The sequence below is a fragment of the Anaerobacillus sp. ABA4_114 genome (assembly GCF_056159065.1).
Map to the genome: position 1 here is coordinate 368,789 of NZ_JBSWUM010000002.1, position 16,002 is coordinate 384,790.

Annotated in this window: 15 protein-coding genes; 9 read left to right on the forward strand and 6 right to left on the reverse strand. The window is 36.5% G+C overall.

Going from position 1 to position 16,002, the window contains the following annotated elements; genetic code table 11:
- The first annotated feature begins 510 nt into the window (after nucleotides 1–510).
- Nucleotides 511–4,092 carry an RCC1 domain-containing protein gene (locus tag ACXAEY_RS23585; RefSeq protein WP_474815738.1) on the forward strand — a complete coding sequence of 1,194 codons (3,582 nt, stop codon included), beginning with the start codon at nucleotides 511–513 and terminating at the stop codon, nucleotides 4,090–4,092.
- Between the two features lie 124 nt (nucleotides 4,093–4,216).
- On the opposite strand, the gene ACXAEY_RS23590 is transcribed toward ACXAEY_RS23585, so the two are convergent.
- Nucleotides 4,217–4,753, reverse strand: a complete 537-nt coding sequence (locus tag ACXAEY_RS23590) for a metallophosphoesterase family protein (RefSeq protein ID WP_474815740.1) — start codon at nucleotides 4,751–4,753, stop codon at nucleotides 4,217–4,219.
- 22 nt (nucleotides 4,754–4,775) lie between these two features.
- A complete protein-coding gene (locus ACXAEY_RS23595; protein ID WP_474815742.1) occupies nucleotides 4,776–5,834 on the reverse strand; it encodes an NAD(P)/FAD-dependent oxidoreductase in 1,059 nt (352 codons plus the stop codon).
- A 148-nt stretch (nucleotides 5,835–5,982) separates the two neighbouring features.
- Between ACXAEY_RS23595 and ACXAEY_RS23600 the strand changes: the two genes are divergently transcribed.
- Nucleotides 5,983–6,246: a hypothetical protein gene (locus tag ACXAEY_RS23600; RefSeq protein ID WP_474815744.1), complete on the forward strand. Its 264-nt coding sequence runs from the start codon at nucleotides 5,983–5,985 to the stop codon at nucleotides 6,244–6,246.
- Between the two features lie 238 nt (nucleotides 6,247–6,484).
- On the forward strand, nucleotides 6,485–6,622 hold the full coding sequence (locus tag ACXAEY_RS23605; RefSeq protein WP_474815746.1) for a hypothetical protein: 138 nt from the start codon (nucleotides 6,485–6,487) through the stop codon (nucleotides 6,620–6,622).
- Nucleotides 6,623–6,694: 72 nt separating this feature from the next.
- Here ACXAEY_RS23605 and ACXAEY_RS23610 read toward each other — a convergent pair whose 3' ends face one another.
- Complete coding sequence (locus ACXAEY_RS23610) at nucleotides 6,695–6,949, reverse strand: hypothetical protein (RefSeq protein ID WP_474815747.1); 255 nt, start codon at nucleotides 6,947–6,949, stop codon at nucleotides 6,695–6,697.
- A 139-nt stretch (nucleotides 6,950–7,088) separates the two neighbouring features.
- Between ACXAEY_RS23610 and ACXAEY_RS23615 the strand changes: the two genes are divergently transcribed.
- Nucleotides 7,089–7,394 carry a hypothetical protein gene (locus ACXAEY_RS23615; RefSeq protein ID WP_474815749.1) on the forward strand — a complete coding sequence of 102 codons (306 nt, stop codon included), beginning with the start codon at nucleotides 7,089–7,091 and terminating at the stop codon, nucleotides 7,392–7,394.
- 50 nt (nucleotides 7,395–7,444) lie between these two features.
- On the opposite strand, the gene ACXAEY_RS23620 is transcribed toward ACXAEY_RS23615, so the two are convergent.
- On the reverse strand, nucleotides 7,445–8,401 hold the full coding sequence (locus ACXAEY_RS23620) for a C40 family peptidase (protein ID WP_474815751.1): 957 nt from the start codon (nucleotides 8,399–8,401) through the stop codon (nucleotides 7,445–7,447).
- Nucleotides 8,402–8,700: 299 nt separating this feature from the next.
- Between ACXAEY_RS23620 and ACXAEY_RS23625 the strand changes: the two genes are divergently transcribed.
- On the forward strand, nucleotides 8,701–9,324 hold the full coding sequence (locus ACXAEY_RS23625) for a hypothetical protein (protein WP_474815752.1): 624 nt from the start codon (nucleotides 8,701–8,703) through the stop codon (nucleotides 9,322–9,324).
- A 45-nt stretch (nucleotides 9,325–9,369) separates the two neighbouring features.
- On the opposite strand, the gene ACXAEY_RS23630 is transcribed toward ACXAEY_RS23625, so the two are convergent.
- Nucleotides 9,370–10,662 (reverse strand): LysM peptidoglycan-binding domain-containing protein, encoded by a 1,293-nt coding sequence (locus ACXAEY_RS23630; protein ID WP_474815754.1) that lies wholly within the window; start codon nucleotides 10,660–10,662, stop codon nucleotides 9,370–9,372.
- Between the two features lie 148 nt (nucleotides 10,663–10,810).
- Between ACXAEY_RS23630 and ACXAEY_RS23635 the strand changes: the two genes are divergently transcribed.
- The 4 genes from ACXAEY_RS23635 (at nucleotide 10,811) to ACXAEY_RS23650 (ending at nucleotide 14,525) form a co-directional block, all read left to right on the forward strand.
- Complete coding sequence (locus tag ACXAEY_RS23635) at nucleotides 10,811–11,389, forward strand: LemA family protein (protein ID WP_474815757.1); 579 nt, start codon at nucleotides 10,811–10,813, stop codon at nucleotides 11,387–11,389.
- The gene (locus ACXAEY_RS23640) at nucleotides 11,386–12,138 is read left to right on the forward strand and encodes a TPM domain-containing protein (protein ID WP_474815759.1); all 753 of its coding nucleotides are present in this window, start codon (nucleotides 11,386–11,388) and stop codon (nucleotides 12,136–12,138) included. The genes ACXAEY_RS23635 and ACXAEY_RS23640 overlap by 4 nt, the downstream gene beginning before the upstream one ends.
- 316 nt (nucleotides 12,139–12,454) lie before the next feature.
- Entirely contained in the window at nucleotides 12,455–14,239 is a 1,785-nt protein-coding gene (locus ACXAEY_RS23645) for a S1 RNA-binding domain-containing protein (RefSeq protein ID WP_474815761.1), read from the forward strand.
- Nucleotides 14,229–14,525, forward strand: coding sequence for a hypothetical protein (locus tag ACXAEY_RS23650; protein WP_474815764.1), 297 nt, complete (start codon nucleotides 14,229–14,231; stop codon nucleotides 14,523–14,525). The genes ACXAEY_RS23645 and ACXAEY_RS23650 overlap by 11 nt, the downstream gene beginning before the upstream one ends.
- Nucleotides 14,526–14,725: 200 nt before the next feature.
- On the opposite strand, the gene ACXAEY_RS23655 is transcribed toward ACXAEY_RS23650, so the two are convergent.
- On the reverse strand, nucleotides 14,726–15,397 hold the full coding sequence (locus tag ACXAEY_RS23655) for a hypothetical protein (RefSeq protein ID WP_474815765.1): 672 nt from the start codon (nucleotides 15,395–15,397) through the stop codon (nucleotides 14,726–14,728).
- Nucleotides 15,398–16,002: the final 605 nt, after the last annotated feature.

Below are 16,002 nucleotides of genomic sequence, written 5' to 3' on the forward strand. Positions count from 1 at the left end.
TTCTGGTTTTTGTTTGGGTAATTTATAATAGATTTTTTCTATAATTGGTGAAAAAATATGGATTTTTTTGATATAAAAAAACCTACCTGCGAGGGGTAGGTTGGCTGCTTCCAATGTCTATCAAGTTAACAAAACAAACAGAAATAAAATCCCTATAATTATTCCGATGGACATTAAAGTTCTTAGAATATTTCCTAATAATCTAAAGGTGATTTTGGTAGCAAAGTAAACAACAAAAATAATTAGTATGATGATTAGTATATCCATGTGAAATGCTCCTTCTAGAGTTTTGATAATTATAGTACGGTTTTGAGATATGTGAAAAAAAGTAGCGCTGCATTCACATCATATTTCGGCAGATTACGATTAGTCTCTTCTCTCTCCTAAAAACAAAGTTAGGTATTATCAAAAAATCGCATCTACAAGAAAGGTAATTAGCCTTTTTCATGAAAAAAACCATTAGTTGAAGGGGGAATAATTATCCTTGTCTTATTAATGATTACCTCACTAATGGTGCAAATTCTCTCACCATTTGCAATAAATATGGTTGATGCTGCGACTCCTAAACCGGAACCGATAGAGTTGACCGGTGGATATGCCCACTCTTTGCTTTTAAAAGATGATGGTTCTGTTACAGCTTTCGGAATGAATGAAAGTGGTCAGTTGGGATTATCAGACTATACAAATAGATACGCCCCAGAAAAAATACCTCAATCAGATTTTGGAGGGAATAAAGTAATAAAGGTAGAATCCGATCCTCTGTCTAGTGGAGCTTTAACAGATAATAAAGAAGTGTATTTTTGGGGAAGAGGGTTTGGTAGTGATCCATACAAAAAACCACTTGGCTTCCCAGTTCGGGATTTCGATATGGGTGGTAGTTCAATAACAAATTTGCATGAACATAGAGTAATAGTTAATGATTTGGACGGTTCTATTTCTGTCTTCGGAAGCAACTATTATGGTTCTTACGGAAATGGTATGGATAGGTACGGAAGTTTAGGGAGTTGCTCTAGAAGTTATTCTAGTTCTACTCCTCAACAAGTCTTACTTTCTGCTACGTTAGAGTCCTGTAATGATGGTACTAGCTACCAAAAGATTACCCCAGGGACAGAAGTACCGCTTACAGATGTTGTTGAGGTATCCTCAAGTCATAACTCAAGGTACACAGTCGCATTAGATAACGCAAACGATGTTTACACTTGGGGTTCGGGTTATGGATTGTTCGCAAGAAAAAACGTAAATGTGAGCGCTTTGAGCATCCAAAAGGTCGAAGCAGGAGACTACCCATATGTATTAACTGCTTCTGGTGAAGTTTATCGTTTTTCAGGGTGGAACGGTTCACCGACAAAGGTTACACTTTCTGGCTCTAGTGAAAAAATAGTTGATATAAAAGCTGGACGTAATAATACACTATTACTCACTGAATCAGGAAAGTTATACGGAATTGGCGATAATTCATACAAACAATTAGGTAGTTCGATAGCTGATAGTGGGATAAGTCTTACAAGTGATACGGCTGAGTTCTTAAATATATCTAACGTTTCAATAATTGGTATGGGGCACTATCATTCCTTGTATACCGATACTAGTTTCGAAGTCTATGGAATTGGAAGGAATACATACGGGCAGTTAGGTAATAAAAAGGACAACTCTACTTCGGTATTTAAAGAGATCACTAGTTTCTCAGATCCAGTTAAAAAGATTTCTGCAACGAATAGATCCTCATATGCAATAACTAATAGTGAAGAGTTGTTTTCATGGGGAGATAACGTTACTAGAGCCCTTTTGGGTAGGACTGGTAGCAGCAATTCTCCTGGTCTAGTAAGAGACTTCTTAGCAGAAGGCGGCGTTAGAAGAATAGATGGTCTGTCCGGAAGTTATATGCACCACGGAGTCGTTACTGAGAACAACAAGTTTTTCAATTGGGGGCATACTTGGAAATATGGTACTGGTAACGGCGGGTCCTATGGGAACTTAGCTGAAGTTACCAACCAAAACGCATTATTAAATGGTGAAGACTTCACAGTAAAAGATGCTTACCAATCCTATTTTAACGGAGGTATAGTAACGACCTCGGGTAAAATTTTCACATACGGATATGATGCCCATGGAGCTCTTGGCACTGGCACAATAAATAAAGACGTTGATTCCAATGGTTACCCTTACGTTGTAGGAAAAAAAGCATTTATGGAAGTTGTGGTTCCAAATGGAGTGACTTTTGAAAAGTTACAGGGCAGTTTATATACTTGGTACGCGTTAACAAGCCAAGGTGATATCTACTCATGGGGTGATGACGCATACGGAAAGTTAAGCTACTCAGGTGGAGACAATCCTACACCTAAAAAAATTGAGGGTATTCCCAAAATACAAGATATTGCTGCTGGAGGGCATCACGTTCTTGCGTTAGATACACTAGGAGATATATGGGTTTTTGGAAGGAATGACGATGGGCAGTTGGGATTAGGTCACACCAATGATGTCACAACTCCTGTTAAATTAGATGGACTGTCTAATGTAACGAAGGTTGAAGCTGGTTTGAACTTCAGTTTTGCCTTAACAGATCAAAATGAATTGTTCGCTTTTGGGCAAAATCGTTACGGACAGCTCGGTTTAGGAGATTATGTTTCCCGCTCTTCTCCGCGAAAAGTTGATATTGCTAATGTAATAGATATGACAGGTGCTAGGGATCATAGTTTAATTCTTACAAGTAGCAATAAAATTTTTTCCTCTGGTTCGGACTCTCATGGTCAATTAGGATTGTCGCAACCTGTAGGGTTGGAGATCCCTCAAAGGGTGGCTTTCCCTCCTACTATTTCATTGAATATGACTAACAATAAAGAATACGAAGTAGGAGATACTTTAAATATATTGGGTGCAATTACGACGATTGACGATAATGTTTTGATGGACGTTACATATAGAATAGAGGGATTATCACAGAATACTAGTGGCTCTATTTCACAATACACTTCCGATTCAAGCGTCACTTACAATTTTAATAAAGACATTATATTAGACAGTTCATTTTCTCAAGGAGGATATACACTATTCGTTACAGTCACAACTGAAAGTGGCGTTTCAAGCACGGATTCTGTCAACTTTGGGATTCTGGATTTAACTGACCCTTCTCTCACTGCTAACAACACTACTGTGAGAGATTGGAATACTGAGCCTATAACATTTGATATATCTGCAGATGATTCAGGAGGTTCAGGGTATAGAGGAGTAAGGTATAATTGGACTGAGTCTTCCTCTAAACCGGCGACTGGATGGTCCTCAATCATATCTTCTAAAAACACGTCCATTTCAAAACCTGAAGCTGGTTTATGGTATTTGCATGTTGAGTCACTGGATAATGCGGGAAATAGTTCTTACATATCAAAAGGACCTTTCTTGGTCGAGAGTTCGAAGTTTAAGACGTTGGATGTCTCTACTGAGAAAATCGACTTGCATTGGGCAAGCAAAGCTTCGGCAACTTCTTACATAATAAAGAAAGATGGAACTACTATTTATAACGGAGCATTGAATGATTACACTGATACGAATATTCAAGAAAGCAGTCAATATCTATATGAATTTTTCACCGATACAAGTGGAACCGAAGTAAAGGTAGCTGAGATAAATGTTGCAACTGGTGTATTCTCTATTGACGTTCCTAATAGTGCAAGTTTCACCCCTATTGCATTAGATGGATATGAACAGACTACTAAAGGAGCATTTGACAAAGACTTGCTGATTACAGAGACTTCAAACAGAAAAAAAGACTGGTCACTCTCTGTAAAAGCAGATCCATTTGAAAACTCTTCTAAAAACCTAAGTCTTCCTAACGGCTCTCTCACGTTAGATGTTCCACAATTAGATTCAACAAAGTACGGTCTAATTGGTAATTCGTCGATAGTAACAATAGATTCAGGAAATTATGCACTATTACACCAGGTCGACTCGACGGTAGCAGATGGAGTGTTTACTCTCCCGCTTAGAAGTAATGTGTTAACTTTATTCCTCTCTCCAGGGACAAAGACACAAAACTCGGTTAACGGAACTGAGATTTACACTTCTACACTCCATTGGTCTATTTCTTCTGGTCCTTAAACCTCTCATTTTGAGAGGTTTTTTTGTGTTCAAGTGCCTGAATGAATAACAATAAAAAAACACTTGTCCATCCTATGATATATAAGGCGGACAAGTGCTGAGCGGTTCAGCTTTTTTTCTATCGTTATTCTATTTCCAGTACATAGAAAGGATAAACTGACAAGACACTAGTATTATCTATTTTATAATCTTGTTCTTCATGTAAGTGACCATGGAGGAAATAGGTTGGCTGCGCCTTTTTGATATAATCTGTAAAGGCTCGAAACCCTCTATGTGCGTCAGTTTCGTCATTATTTTGTTGTAATTGAGGGTTGCTGTGGGCGATGAAGAAATCAACAGTTTCTAACCCTTGAGTAAATTCCTCTACTTCAAACTCATCGTATTGGCAATACTTCCTTTTGTTATAGACTGGCGAACCACCAAATCCAGCAATTTTGTATCCATTAAATTCTATGACATTACCATGTACATCTTGGACATTGCCCGTCAAAAAATCAGGTCCGTCGTGGTTGCCTAATACTCCAAATTTAGGGCAATCAAAATAGTTATCAATCTTTTTCACATCTAAATAATCAATATCTCCCAAAAGAAAAACTACATCGGGATTTATATCAGGTAAACCAAAAGAAAAATGATAGTCTGAAATCACAAGTATTTTCATAAAATCCTCCCTTCTTTTCTTATCAGTTGTTCCAACGATGAATCCACAAGATGCCGGATTTGAGCAACCTAGGAACCGCACCAGTTAATGAAGTGTTCATAGCGGTGCCAAATCCATCTTTTTTTCCTAATGACCCCAAAGTCCCTTTCACCTTAATATCTGAAGGATCTTGTGGTTCAGTCCCACTTAGAACGCATTCTAAAACTCCGACGATCTGCTTGCCCTGCGCTTTTGCTATTTGTGCGCTCGGGGGATATGGTGAACTTGCACAATCACCCACAACAAAAATGTTACTCTTACCTATCGCCTGATGATGTTTGTTTACTAATATCCTACCTTTGCTATCCTTTGATAGGTCTGTACTTCTCACTACTTTGCTCACTTGAGTACCCGCTGACCAAATTGTAATGTCTGTATTTAGACATACTCCTTCATTACATAGAGTCCCAGGTTCAACATAGTCCACACGGGAATTGTGAAGTATCTCTATATCATGTTGTTTAAACCATTTTTCCACATAGTCTTGTAAACGCTCAGGAAAAGGGCTTAAAACTTTATCGCCTCGATCGATTAATCTTAAATTTAAATCAGGTCTGCTCTCTCTTAATTCGCTAGCAACTTCTATTCCAGTAAGTCCTCCCCCGACAATGGATACATGCCCAAATGGTCTTATATTGTGAAGGGCTGCATACGTATTTCTTGCTTCTTTCATTGTTTGTAATCCGAATGAATAATCTTCGGCTCCTTTAATACCATGGTAGTTGGATTCGACTCCTAAACCCATAATTAAGTAATCATATTTTACTTCCTTACTCTTCAGAATAACTTTATTTTCATTTGGAACGACCGAAATAACTTCGTCACAAACGACATTTATTCTTGGTGTGTTTGGGAATGGCAGTCTTATCTCGTTTTCTGGAACCGTCCCCGCTACCAAGGCGTGAAACTCTGTCTTGATAGAGTGGAATGGGTTTCGGTCAATTAACGTAATCGTGTATTTGTCTGGAATGTTCGAGTTGATAATCCCATTCGCTATTTGTAACCCTCCGTACCCTCCGCCAAGTATTACAATGTTATTCAATTCACTTCACCTCTTTCTCATCGAACACACTAATAATATAAAAAGGTAATTACATAAAGTATTAAAGCGAAATTTTTCATAAAAAGGTAACTTAGCATTGTGTTTTTCTTGCTGTTGGTTATGATGTTTTGAAATGGAGGTGTTGAAAATGACTGTATATGAAATATGCGCAATCTTAGCTACTGCCTGTTTGGTTTTAGTTTCGTTACATGTGGTGAATTTGTTAAAGGACGCAAGGACTTCTGTTCGTGAACTTAATAGAATGAATGGTGAAATAAACGAATTGCTTGAAAGCACAAAACACGTCCTATCTACTCTTACAAAACAGGTAGAAACAACAGTTAGTGTATTTAGAAAGTTCCAATATGGTTCTGATTTAATTAAAAAAATAAAAAACAAGCATTCACGCTAAAACCTAGTGGATGCTTATATACTTGCATGATTTAGTTAGTGTTGGGGTGAATGATATTGAAGTTCTAAAGGGATTTGAGCTTTCAATTTTAATTAGAGAATATGAAGGTGTTTTAGAGATGCGTTAGAGAAGCAGTCCCATTGTATATCATGATGATCATTTTGATAAACAATGGAATAAGGTCTCCACCTTCATAGAATATTTTATTTATAGATACATATTACAGGGGGATATATAAATGGACTGGATTGTAGTTGCTTATCGAGAAGGATTGAATTCGCCTGAAAAGGTTTATGAATTCAAAAAAGAAGAAGAAGCGAGATCGTTTGCGGAAAGCCTAAAATCAATGTACACAGTAGTGAGCAAGGTCGGTTAAAAAAGGTAGTAGGGTAAAAACCCCCTACTACCTTTTTCTTTTGTAATAGTCATTAACCTAGCATCGTGTATCTTACTTCCCTATGCCACCAGAGATACCTGTAACAAAAAATTCATACTTTAACTTATATAGTGTATTATCATCGTCCCATGCTCCGTATCCGAAGTTAGAAGCGGGTGGTAAAAAATTTGCCGTTGTGCCTGACCATCCACCACTAACAGGATTGGTTTGCCAAGAAGAAACACTAGCAGGTGAACTTGCGGCTGGTATCGAAAATAAACCTATAGCCAAAACAAATGATGTAGAAGTTAATAGAATTTTTTTCATACCCTCACCTCCCTTTTAAATTTATATATCAAAAAGTATTAAAGTCAATTAATGATTGATTCGTAACCATTACGTGAGTTTGGTAAAATATAAATGAAATAAATAGAAAGTCAACAATACAATACAAGTTGGTGATCTGATGGTATACGATATTCACATAATTGGTAGTGAAATAAGAAATGGGAATTACGTGACCTACGGTACAGCATATTCAGACAAACAAGAAATTTTATGGTTATACACTTCTAACAATGATGAAATTAGGATATATGAAGGTGTAGCGGGAGATGTTTTCAGACAAGAGTTGCTTCGATTTATAAGGACTGAAAATGAAAACCTCCTTAATGGGATATACAAATTTAACGAAGATAAGACATTTTCTATAGCAGAAATAAGTGCAGAAAAAGATTATTTAAGAAAGAAACGCAAAAAGAGAAGCTTCTAAAAAAACACTTTAGAGCTTCTCTTTTTGCTTTATATGTTTTTGTGATTAGCTTACAGTGTTCTGTAACCTAAGAAATGACTACTCCAGTAAGAGTTATTTACGCTAGAAATCGTTACACCTTTCGAAGATGAAGAATGAATGAACTTCCCATCGCCTAGATAGATACCCATGTGTGAAGGACCTGCTTTATAAGTGCCTTGGAAATAAACTAGATCTCCCTTTTGAGGGTTTTGGGTGCGTTCACCAAGGTTCCAATAGCCCGCAACATTCGTTCTACTCACATCATAGCCACTCTTGTTTAATACATAATACATAAATCCGCTACAATCGAATCCTGATGGCGTTGTTCCGCCCCACACATAAGGTGTTCCCAAATGCTTTTTAGCATTCGAAATCAACTGTTCGGATTGGACGTTAGAAGAGCTTTTCGTTTCAGTGTGTCCTGAACTTGTACTAGTCCCTCCGCTCTCGCCGTTAACTATCAATACTTGTCCAGGGTGAATTATTGTGCTACTTAAGTTGTTTAAGTTCATGATTGTAGAAACGCTTGTGTTGAATTGGCTTGCTATTTTTCCAAGGTAGTCTCCACTCTGCACAGTATAAGAACTTTGAGAGTTTGAAGGTTGAGAACTATCAGGTTGAGAAACAACCAGTTCTTGTCCAACATAAAGATAATTTGTTTCGAGTTCATTCCATTTAATGATATCGCGGTAGTCTACTCCATATTGCTTGCCGATTTTATATAAGTAATCTCCTCTTTCAACAGTATGTACCTTTGACCTCTCAACATCACTACCTGGTAGTTTAATTGTTTGTCCAACATAAATTGTGTTTGAAGTAAGATTGTTAAGATCTTTGATCTCACTGACGCTGGTATTGTAATCTCTAGCAAACTCCCATAAGGAATCTCCGCTTTGCACTTTTACAGATTGAGCAAAAGCATCCCCTCCAAAAGCAAACGTTCCAATCATTGCACTTGCTGTGACGCCCAGTAAAACTTTTTTCATAATAATATCTCCTTTAAGTTATGTTTTTCGCTAGTTAATAACGATTTATTTAAAATAATAATAAAATATATTTTTGTTTACTATTAGCATTATAAATATTAATTACTAATAATAAAACCCCTTAAAGATTACAATTAAGGGTCTATTTGTACCATCTAATGTTTCATAATTATTAATAAATGTAATGTTTTTAATATATTCGAGTAATATAATCGCCGTTCCAACTCGTTGATACACAAACGTATAAGAGCTTCCAAGCCGGGAATAATGAAGGTTATATAATACAAGGGGGTATTGGAATGAAAGATTGGTATAATAGTGTTGCTGAAGTTTTAGAAGACTCTTTGAGAGATGAATGTTCCTTCTTTGATCAATTGTCGGTCCAAGGTGATTTAGACATTGAGATTAACCGATATGAGCAAAACCCAAGTATTAGCGTACTTGTAGAGGGCGAGATATTCGATACTCTATATTACCAAGTAGACGAAAGATACTTTTATGTAATCAATGAAGGCATTGCATCGCATCCTAATACTCCACAGTTACGACTAATATTTACTAACTTAGAAATGATTGTGCAATTCCTCCATGGTTCTATCCATAATTACTTTGATGATGAGACGTATGTAGGTGCTAACGGGCATGAGGATTCACAAGATATCAATGAGAAAGCAAATAATTTTGAACCATTCGAGGGTGTTCAATGGGTATCTAACCTAGAATCCACCATGAAAATTGATGTTCCATTTCCTCAACAAATAGTAACTACGTTAGAGTTTGGGGAATTTGAAAATGAACTCATTATTAAAAAGAAAGAAGTTTTATCTTCGGATGTAGAAAATAGTGTAGGAGTGTATTATTTGAAGATAACTAAAGGCGAGGCTGAAGCGATTAAAGAGGAATTATCAAAGTATACTGCCTAACAGCATAAAAAACCTATCTGATCCGAATCGATCAGATAGGTTTTTTTAATAGATATATTTCAATGGGTCGACTGCATTAGTTTTTTCGAAGTCCCAATTTCCTTCATGGATTTCAAAATGGAGATGCTGACCAAATGATTTCCCTGTATTGCCCATGTATCCAAGAAAATCCCCTTGCTTTACGGTATCCCCCTCTTTAACTTCTCTATTTTTCATATGAGCGTAAACAGTTTCGTAAATGTTCCCGTCGATCTCATGTTCAATGAATACAACGTTTCCGTATGATTCAGATAAGTAAGAGCGTTTTACCAATCCATCAGCTGCAGCTGATACTGTAACCCTATCACCTTTCATCGCTATGTCCACGCCATTATGGTGACTCCCCCATCTCTCACCAAACGAAGAAGAGTAATTTCCTTTACTTGGTTTCATAAAAATAGGGTTCTCTGCTATTTCCACTATAAAAGTTTGACCTGTATATATAATGTTGCTAGAAAGTCTATTCATCTCTTTTAATTGGTTTACTGTTAGGTCGTGCTTTTTCGCTATTTTGTAAAGGTAATCCCCGCTCTTAACAGTATAAAACTCATTTTTAAGGCTTTTATTATATGTAGTTTTTTCTACTGCAGGTCCCTTCTCTTCTTTAACAGTCTCTTCCTTATTGCTTTTTACGGGTTCGGATACAATCAATTCTTGACCGGTATATAACATATAGCTACTTAGGTCATTCCATTTAGCAATATCTTTGTATGAAACACCGTACTTCTTCCCAATCTTATAAAGGTATTCACCGTGCTTAACGTTATGAGTTTTATAGATTTGTCTACTTGGGCTAGCAACTGACTCATCTGTCTTGCTGTGCGTATCTGTGGTATTAACAATCTCCTTCTCTTTGCTATGTATTTCTTTTTCTGATACACCTAATGGTTCAGAGACGATTAGTTCTTGACCGGTATACAACACATAACTACTTAGCTCGCTCCACTTTGCAATATCCTTATAAGTTACACCATACTTCTTCGCGATCTTATATAGGTATTCACCGTGTTTTACCTTGTGAATCAAAAGGTGGTCTTCTTTATTTTCTGAAGAGTAATTCACCTCACCTTTGTTCTCCTTTTCATTTATAGGGATGTTTAGCTTCTGTCCCACGAAGATAATATTTGAAGTCAACTTATTTTCTTTCTTTAAATCTGAAACGTTTATTTTAAGTTCATTTGAAATTTTCCAAAGCGTATCACCGCTTTTAACCTTAATTGTCTCAGCTGAAGCATTAGTTCCGTACGAAATTGTACCTATTAAAGCAAGTGATAATACCGCTCTATTTATTTTTTTCATTTTCTTCCCTCCTCATATAGAAAACGTAGATACACTATAATGAAAAAATAAATAAATCAACATATTATTTAAAATTAATAGAGTAATATATTCTTTTATAAAATTTGATTTGCTAAACTGACTCAGTAAAACGAAAGGGGTGTTGAAATTGAGTAAAGGGTTAAAGATAAGTGCGATTTTAGGCGGAGTATTTCTTTTGCTGATTGTAATGGTAGTATCGAGTTATAATGGGTTCGTATCCAAAGATGAATCTGTTAAGGAAGCGTTCTCTCAAGTGGACAACCAACTTCAGAGGAGATCTGATTTAATTCCGAATCTAGTAGAAACAGTCAAAGGATATGCTGATCACGAAAAAGGGATTATGAAGGATATTTCTGAAGCTCGTTCTAAGTTGGCAGGCGCGTCCACTCCTAGTGAAATGGCGAATGCTGATAAGGAACTATCTGGTGCATTGAGCCGGCTACTAGTGGTTGTTGAGAATTACCCAAATTTGAAAGCTGATAAGAATTACCGTCAACTGATGGATGAACTTTCTGGAACAGAAAACCGCATAGCAGTAGCACGTAAGGACTACAATGCTCAGGTAAAGTCATTTAACAAAAAGGTGAAAAAGTTCCCTGGTCTGGTTTTCGCAAATATGTTCGGATTTGATGAGGTAGAATACTTTGAAGCGGACGAAGGTGCTTCTGAGGTACCTAAGATTGATTTCGGTGGCGAGGGTGAATGATCCCATCGCTTCGTAGATTCATTTTACTAGCGTCATTATTGGTCTTTTTCACAGGTTTAGAAGTTCAAGCTTCTGAAATACCATCGCAACAAGGTGACATCTACGTACAAGATTTTGCCGAAGTGTTAACCACTCAAGAAGAGGAAAAGTTGCTCCAACTTGGACACTTTCTAGATTCAGAAACCAAGGCACAAATATCGGTTATGACAGTAGACTCATTAAATGAGATGCCAATAGAACAATACACAAACAAAGCTTTTAGGGAATATAAGCTTGGAGATGAGAAAGAAAACAATGGTATCTTGTTTCTTGTTGCAGTAAAAGATGAGATGACGCGGATCGAGGTAGGTTATGGGCTTGAAGGAGCTCTTCCAGATGGTAAGGTGGGTCGAATTCTGGACGAATTCGCAATGCCTTATCTACAAGAGGGTAAATTTAGTGAGGCAATAACAAATACATACAAAGTTCTTTACAATGAAGTTGCAAAAGAATATGAATTGGCGACAGATATAAAGCCTATACCATACAACGCAAACGATGCTTCTGATGAACTGCCCATATCATGGATAATTATTGGTATTGCAGTGTTGATCATTTTAATCATTCTTGATTTAAAATATCTAGATGGTTTCCTAACATTTACGATATTCTTAAATTTAATAACTTCTCTTCTCTCTCGTGGAGAATCGTCAAGCATTGGTGGTAATGGAGGTTCTTCAGGCGGTGCCGGTTCTGATAGAGAGTGGTAACTATTACCCGTTTGTTCTTTTAAAATTAATGTATTAAAGCATTGGATAGTTAGTCCGTTATAGGACTGACTATCCTTTTTTATGTCATCTAAATGCTTAATGTGTTTAATGTGAGTAAAGAAAGTATATTTTCATCTAAGATTTGTAGTCTTGATATCTTGCCAAATAAATCAATATTAGCCATAAACCCTTTTTATGATATATAATTATTTACGTTGGCAATACTTATATATAAAAGTCGACAAAATTGAATTTGCATTAGTCTGCAAACACAACTTCATAACAATTTAATAAATATTTTTTAGGAGTGATTTTGTTGAGTTCCGATACAATAACAAAATTGAATATCGATGAATCTTTGAGAAAAGATTTAATTGAATTAGAAAGAGAACGTTTAAAACTTGATGGTTTTGCACATGGGGAATTAACACCTTTGTTAAAAGATATTTCTCAAAAATACGAGAACCTTAGCATGTACAAGGTTCGAAATATTTATTACTCAAGGATTAAAGGTAAAATTGACGTCGATGCTGCTCAAAACGAGATATCTGAAAACACTTCAGAAGGTGACATCAACGAGACTCCCCAGAACTCAGAAATTCCTTATAATGAAGTATTAACCTTTAATAACAAGCAAATTAGAACAGTATTAATTGATGGTGAAGAGTTTTTTGTTGGTAAGGACTTTTGTGACGCTCTAGGACTCAATCGGTCTCATAAACTCGTACGTAAATCGTTTATACCTGAATTCAAATCCTATGCAAAATTGAAGTCTGGATATGGATTCATCCAAACGATGATCATTAATCACGATGGCGCAGAAGCTCTACTAGAAAATACTATTCTTGAAGGTTCAACAGAAACAACTCGAACTACAGCAGCAGAATTGAAAGAATATCTTGATGCAAGAAATCCCAACTCTGTTGAGGAAATGGTTTTAGAAACAGAGGAACAAACGTCAAATGAAAGTGTTCAAGTTGAACAAACTTCAGAATTCAAAGATGAATACTTAATAGATAAAGTTGATAACGATTCGAACGAAGTGAAGGATAATTCTGCTGAGGAACAATGGAACTTAGTTGAGGATGATAGTCAAGATTCAGAGGAAGTAGAAGGTGAACAGATTACATCTTCTCTAAATACTTTGGGCGTCTTAAAACCAGACTCTGATGATAATGATAATGTTGCAGAGGGTCAAGATGTTAAGAGTAACGACGTAAAAAAGGAATCGCATAAGCAAACTACGATAGACCTTGATTCTAGTATAGAGCAATACAATCAGAACGTTTCCTCACCTTTAGATGAAAGTAACAACATAGTTAGCAAACCACATAATTCTCCGTACGCAATAGGAGAAACTGTAAACGCTAAGGTAGAAACTATTAAGCATTATGGAGTTATCTTAAAAACAATTGATGACCACCTTCAGACTGGCTTGCTTCATATTAGCCAAGTGCAAAACGATTACATTAATGACCTTTATGACTATTTTGAAGAGGGCGACGAAGTCTATGATGTAAAGGTAATTAGTATCGAGAAGGAAACAGGGAGAATTGGTTTTAGTACGAAACACCTTAACTTAAATGATCCTGCTGCTATTAACCGGAAAAACCAATATTATAATGAATCAATTAGTAGTGTCGGGACAAGACAATCGAGTTCTACCCCTGATAGTGTAGAGAAGCGAGGTGAAGACAAGAGCAACCCTCCTATTAATTCTCTAGCAGAAAAGTTATCTGGGATAAATTTTGATTTTAAACCTGAACAGGAAACTGTTGTCGAAAGAGAATCAAGCTACTCGCTAAATAGAAGTGAGGCTCCTTCTCCTTCCAAAACTTCTAAGCCAATTACGCAAAACCCTGTCAAGACAAGGGATGTGAAAATTGACGAACAGAATGAGTTTAGGGATATTGCGCAATTCCTAAACGGTGTTGTGGGGGTGTTGTCTCCAGATGCAAAAGACGTTTTAAAAGAAATCATCGAAGATTTTGGTGTGTTTAAATTTGCTATGGCGATGAGCGAGGTGTCCAAGGACTTTGTAGCCGATCCTGGTCTACTGTTCTTGAAGGAAGTCGAGAAAAAGATTGGGGATGGACTTTGACTGCATTCAATATGAATCCTCCGACCATGCCGAAGATCAACTTTGTGATCGAACAGGTTACCCAAGAGAAGTAGCTCGAAAAGAAGTTATTCGCTTAGCTACAGAGGGGCAATTATTGATTGAAGTAGACGATTATAGATATATTAAGAATGGAGATTTGTATCTACCGTGTATCCAATACACCGGACGTCCACCAAATGTGTATCGTGTTAAAAGTGTTCTTACTTGGGACATGGTTGAACATCGTCTTCAAAATATTATAGATAATTATCATGAAGTTTCCTAAGAGGGTCGATATTCGACTCTCTTTTTCTTTCTCTCAAGAAAAATAACCGCTCACTGCGGTTTAAACCTTGTAGGCTGGCTGCGTATGATTTTTCATACTTCATATCTTTAAACTAGCTCCCATCCCTTCTCTCTCATTATCATTAGATATCTAGGTTAAGTGCAACTGGGGAGTAGCGGAAAGTTTAGTTCAAAGAAATTTCAAACTAGTTTTTTAGCTTTCATGACCGCTCTTACAATTTCGTTTAATAAATCGCTTTTGTTCCCATTCTTCACATTGTCTATGAAATCAATCACATCTTTGTCCCAATAAAAGCCCCTATAGACCCTTTTATCTTCATCAGGGTTGGATAATATCCTATCAATGCCATCTAATTCAATTACGCTCTTATTCGAACCATCTTCTGAGCTTTTATTTTCTACTTCTTTTTTGGAAGCATTTGTGTTTTTATTTGAGCTCTCTAATGTGCTATTGTAAGGGCTTTGCTCAACACTATTATTTTTACTTTCATTAGTGCTAGCATTTAAATTGTTACTCCTGCTTTCGCCTTGGCTTTTATTGTTACTCTTTCTCTTCCTATCATTTTTGTTAAGCAGGTCTTTACTTGGCGAGTATACTTCCCCTGCTCGGTCGCTTTTAGATATTATATTTACGTTCGGTTTTTTCCCGTCTACATAATCATATAGCGACTTCTTAAGAACCTCTCTATCTGCGCCATCAGCTAAGAACCACCCTCTTCTCCCTGGTGTAAATGTGCAACCCGCATTTTTCAAGGCTTGATTCGCCCGCTTTTCTCCGATATCTAAGCTTTCTCTGGCTACGTCCGCTAATCTCTTTTCCTTAGTGAGTTCCAACACTTTTCCGATTTCCATATCATCACCTCAATATGTAATATTCTTCCCCGCTGCATGCAGTTCCTACTAATGCAGTCGTACTTAATTTTGTAATAATCCCTTTGTAATGAGGCTCGATATATTATTTAAAATATGGGAGTAGTGGCAATGAAAATATGAATCCACAAATTAAAAATCTGAATAAGGTAAAACCACTGTCAGTTAAAGTTAAATCTTTAAAAGGCACATCTCTTTATTAGAGGGGGTCTCCTACTCTTCTATTTAGTAACCCTCTATATCTCCATGGTTACCTCTACCCTCTTCGATTCTCACTCTATTATAGTTCAAAGATGAAAAGACATAGCTTTCTCATAGTGAAAGCTATTTTGATTTGAATTTGTGAATATCAGACTGCATTATACTTCTATCTGTAATAAGGCGGATTTCAAAAAGTGAAATTTAGATTTTGATATTTGTCATGGTGATATTTAATAAGCAACAAAGTAAAGATCATGCTAGTAAAAATTATACGTAGTCACAATTCTTAGATTCTGATTAATCTTTTTCAAGGCTTTTCTTTGTTATTCGCCCCTCCTTCTCTTTGCCTTTCCTGAGTATGTTTATGTAATTTGCTTAAAACTTAA

Excerpts from the sequence above, each read along its gene's own strand:
- ACXAEY_RS23655 (WP_474815765.1), bottom strand. The coding sequence starts at position 15,397 with ATGGAAATCGGAAAAGTGTTGGAACTCACTAAGGAAAAGAGATTAGCG.
- ACXAEY_RS23585 (WP_474815738.1), top strand. The coding sequence starts at position 511 with ATGGTGCAAATTCTCTCACCATTTGCAATAAATATGGTTGATGCTGCG.
- ACXAEY_RS23630 (WP_474815754.1), bottom strand. The coding sequence starts at position 10,662 with ATGAAAAAAATAAATAGAGCGGTATTATCACTTGCTTTAATAGGTACA.
- ACXAEY_RS23610 (WP_474815747.1), bottom strand. The coding sequence starts at position 6,949 with ATGAAAAAAATTCTATTAACTTCTACATCATTTGTTTTGGCTATAGGT.
- ACXAEY_RS23625 (WP_474815752.1), top strand. The coding sequence starts at position 8,701 with ATGAAAGATTGGTATAATAGTGTTGCTGAAGTTTTAGAAGACTCTTTG.
- ACXAEY_RS23590 (WP_474815740.1), bottom strand. The coding sequence starts at position 4,753 with ATGAAAATACTTGTGATTTCAGACTATCATTTTTCTTTTGGTTTACCT.
- ACXAEY_RS23620 (WP_474815751.1), bottom strand. The coding sequence starts at position 8,401 with ATGAAAAAAGTTTTACTGGGCGTCACAGCAAGTGCAATGATTGGAACG.
- ACXAEY_RS23615 (WP_474815749.1), top strand. The coding sequence starts at position 7,089 with ATGGTATACGATATTCACATAATTGGTAGTGAAATAAGAAATGGGAAT.
- ACXAEY_RS23640 (WP_474815759.1), top strand. The coding sequence starts at position 11,386 with ATGATCCCATCGCTTCGTAGATTCATTTTACTAGCGTCATTATTGGTC.
- ACXAEY_RS23605 (WP_474815746.1), top strand. The coding sequence starts at position 6,485 with ATGGACTGGATTGTAGTTGCTTATCGAGAAGGATTGAATTCGCCTGAA.
- ACXAEY_RS23600 (WP_474815744.1), top strand. The coding sequence starts at position 5,983 with ATGACTGTATATGAAATATGCGCAATCTTAGCTACTGCCTGTTTGGTT.
- ACXAEY_RS23650 (WP_474815764.1), top strand. The coding sequence starts at position 14,229 with ATGGACTTTGACTGCATTCAATATGAATCCTCCGACCATGCCGAAGAT.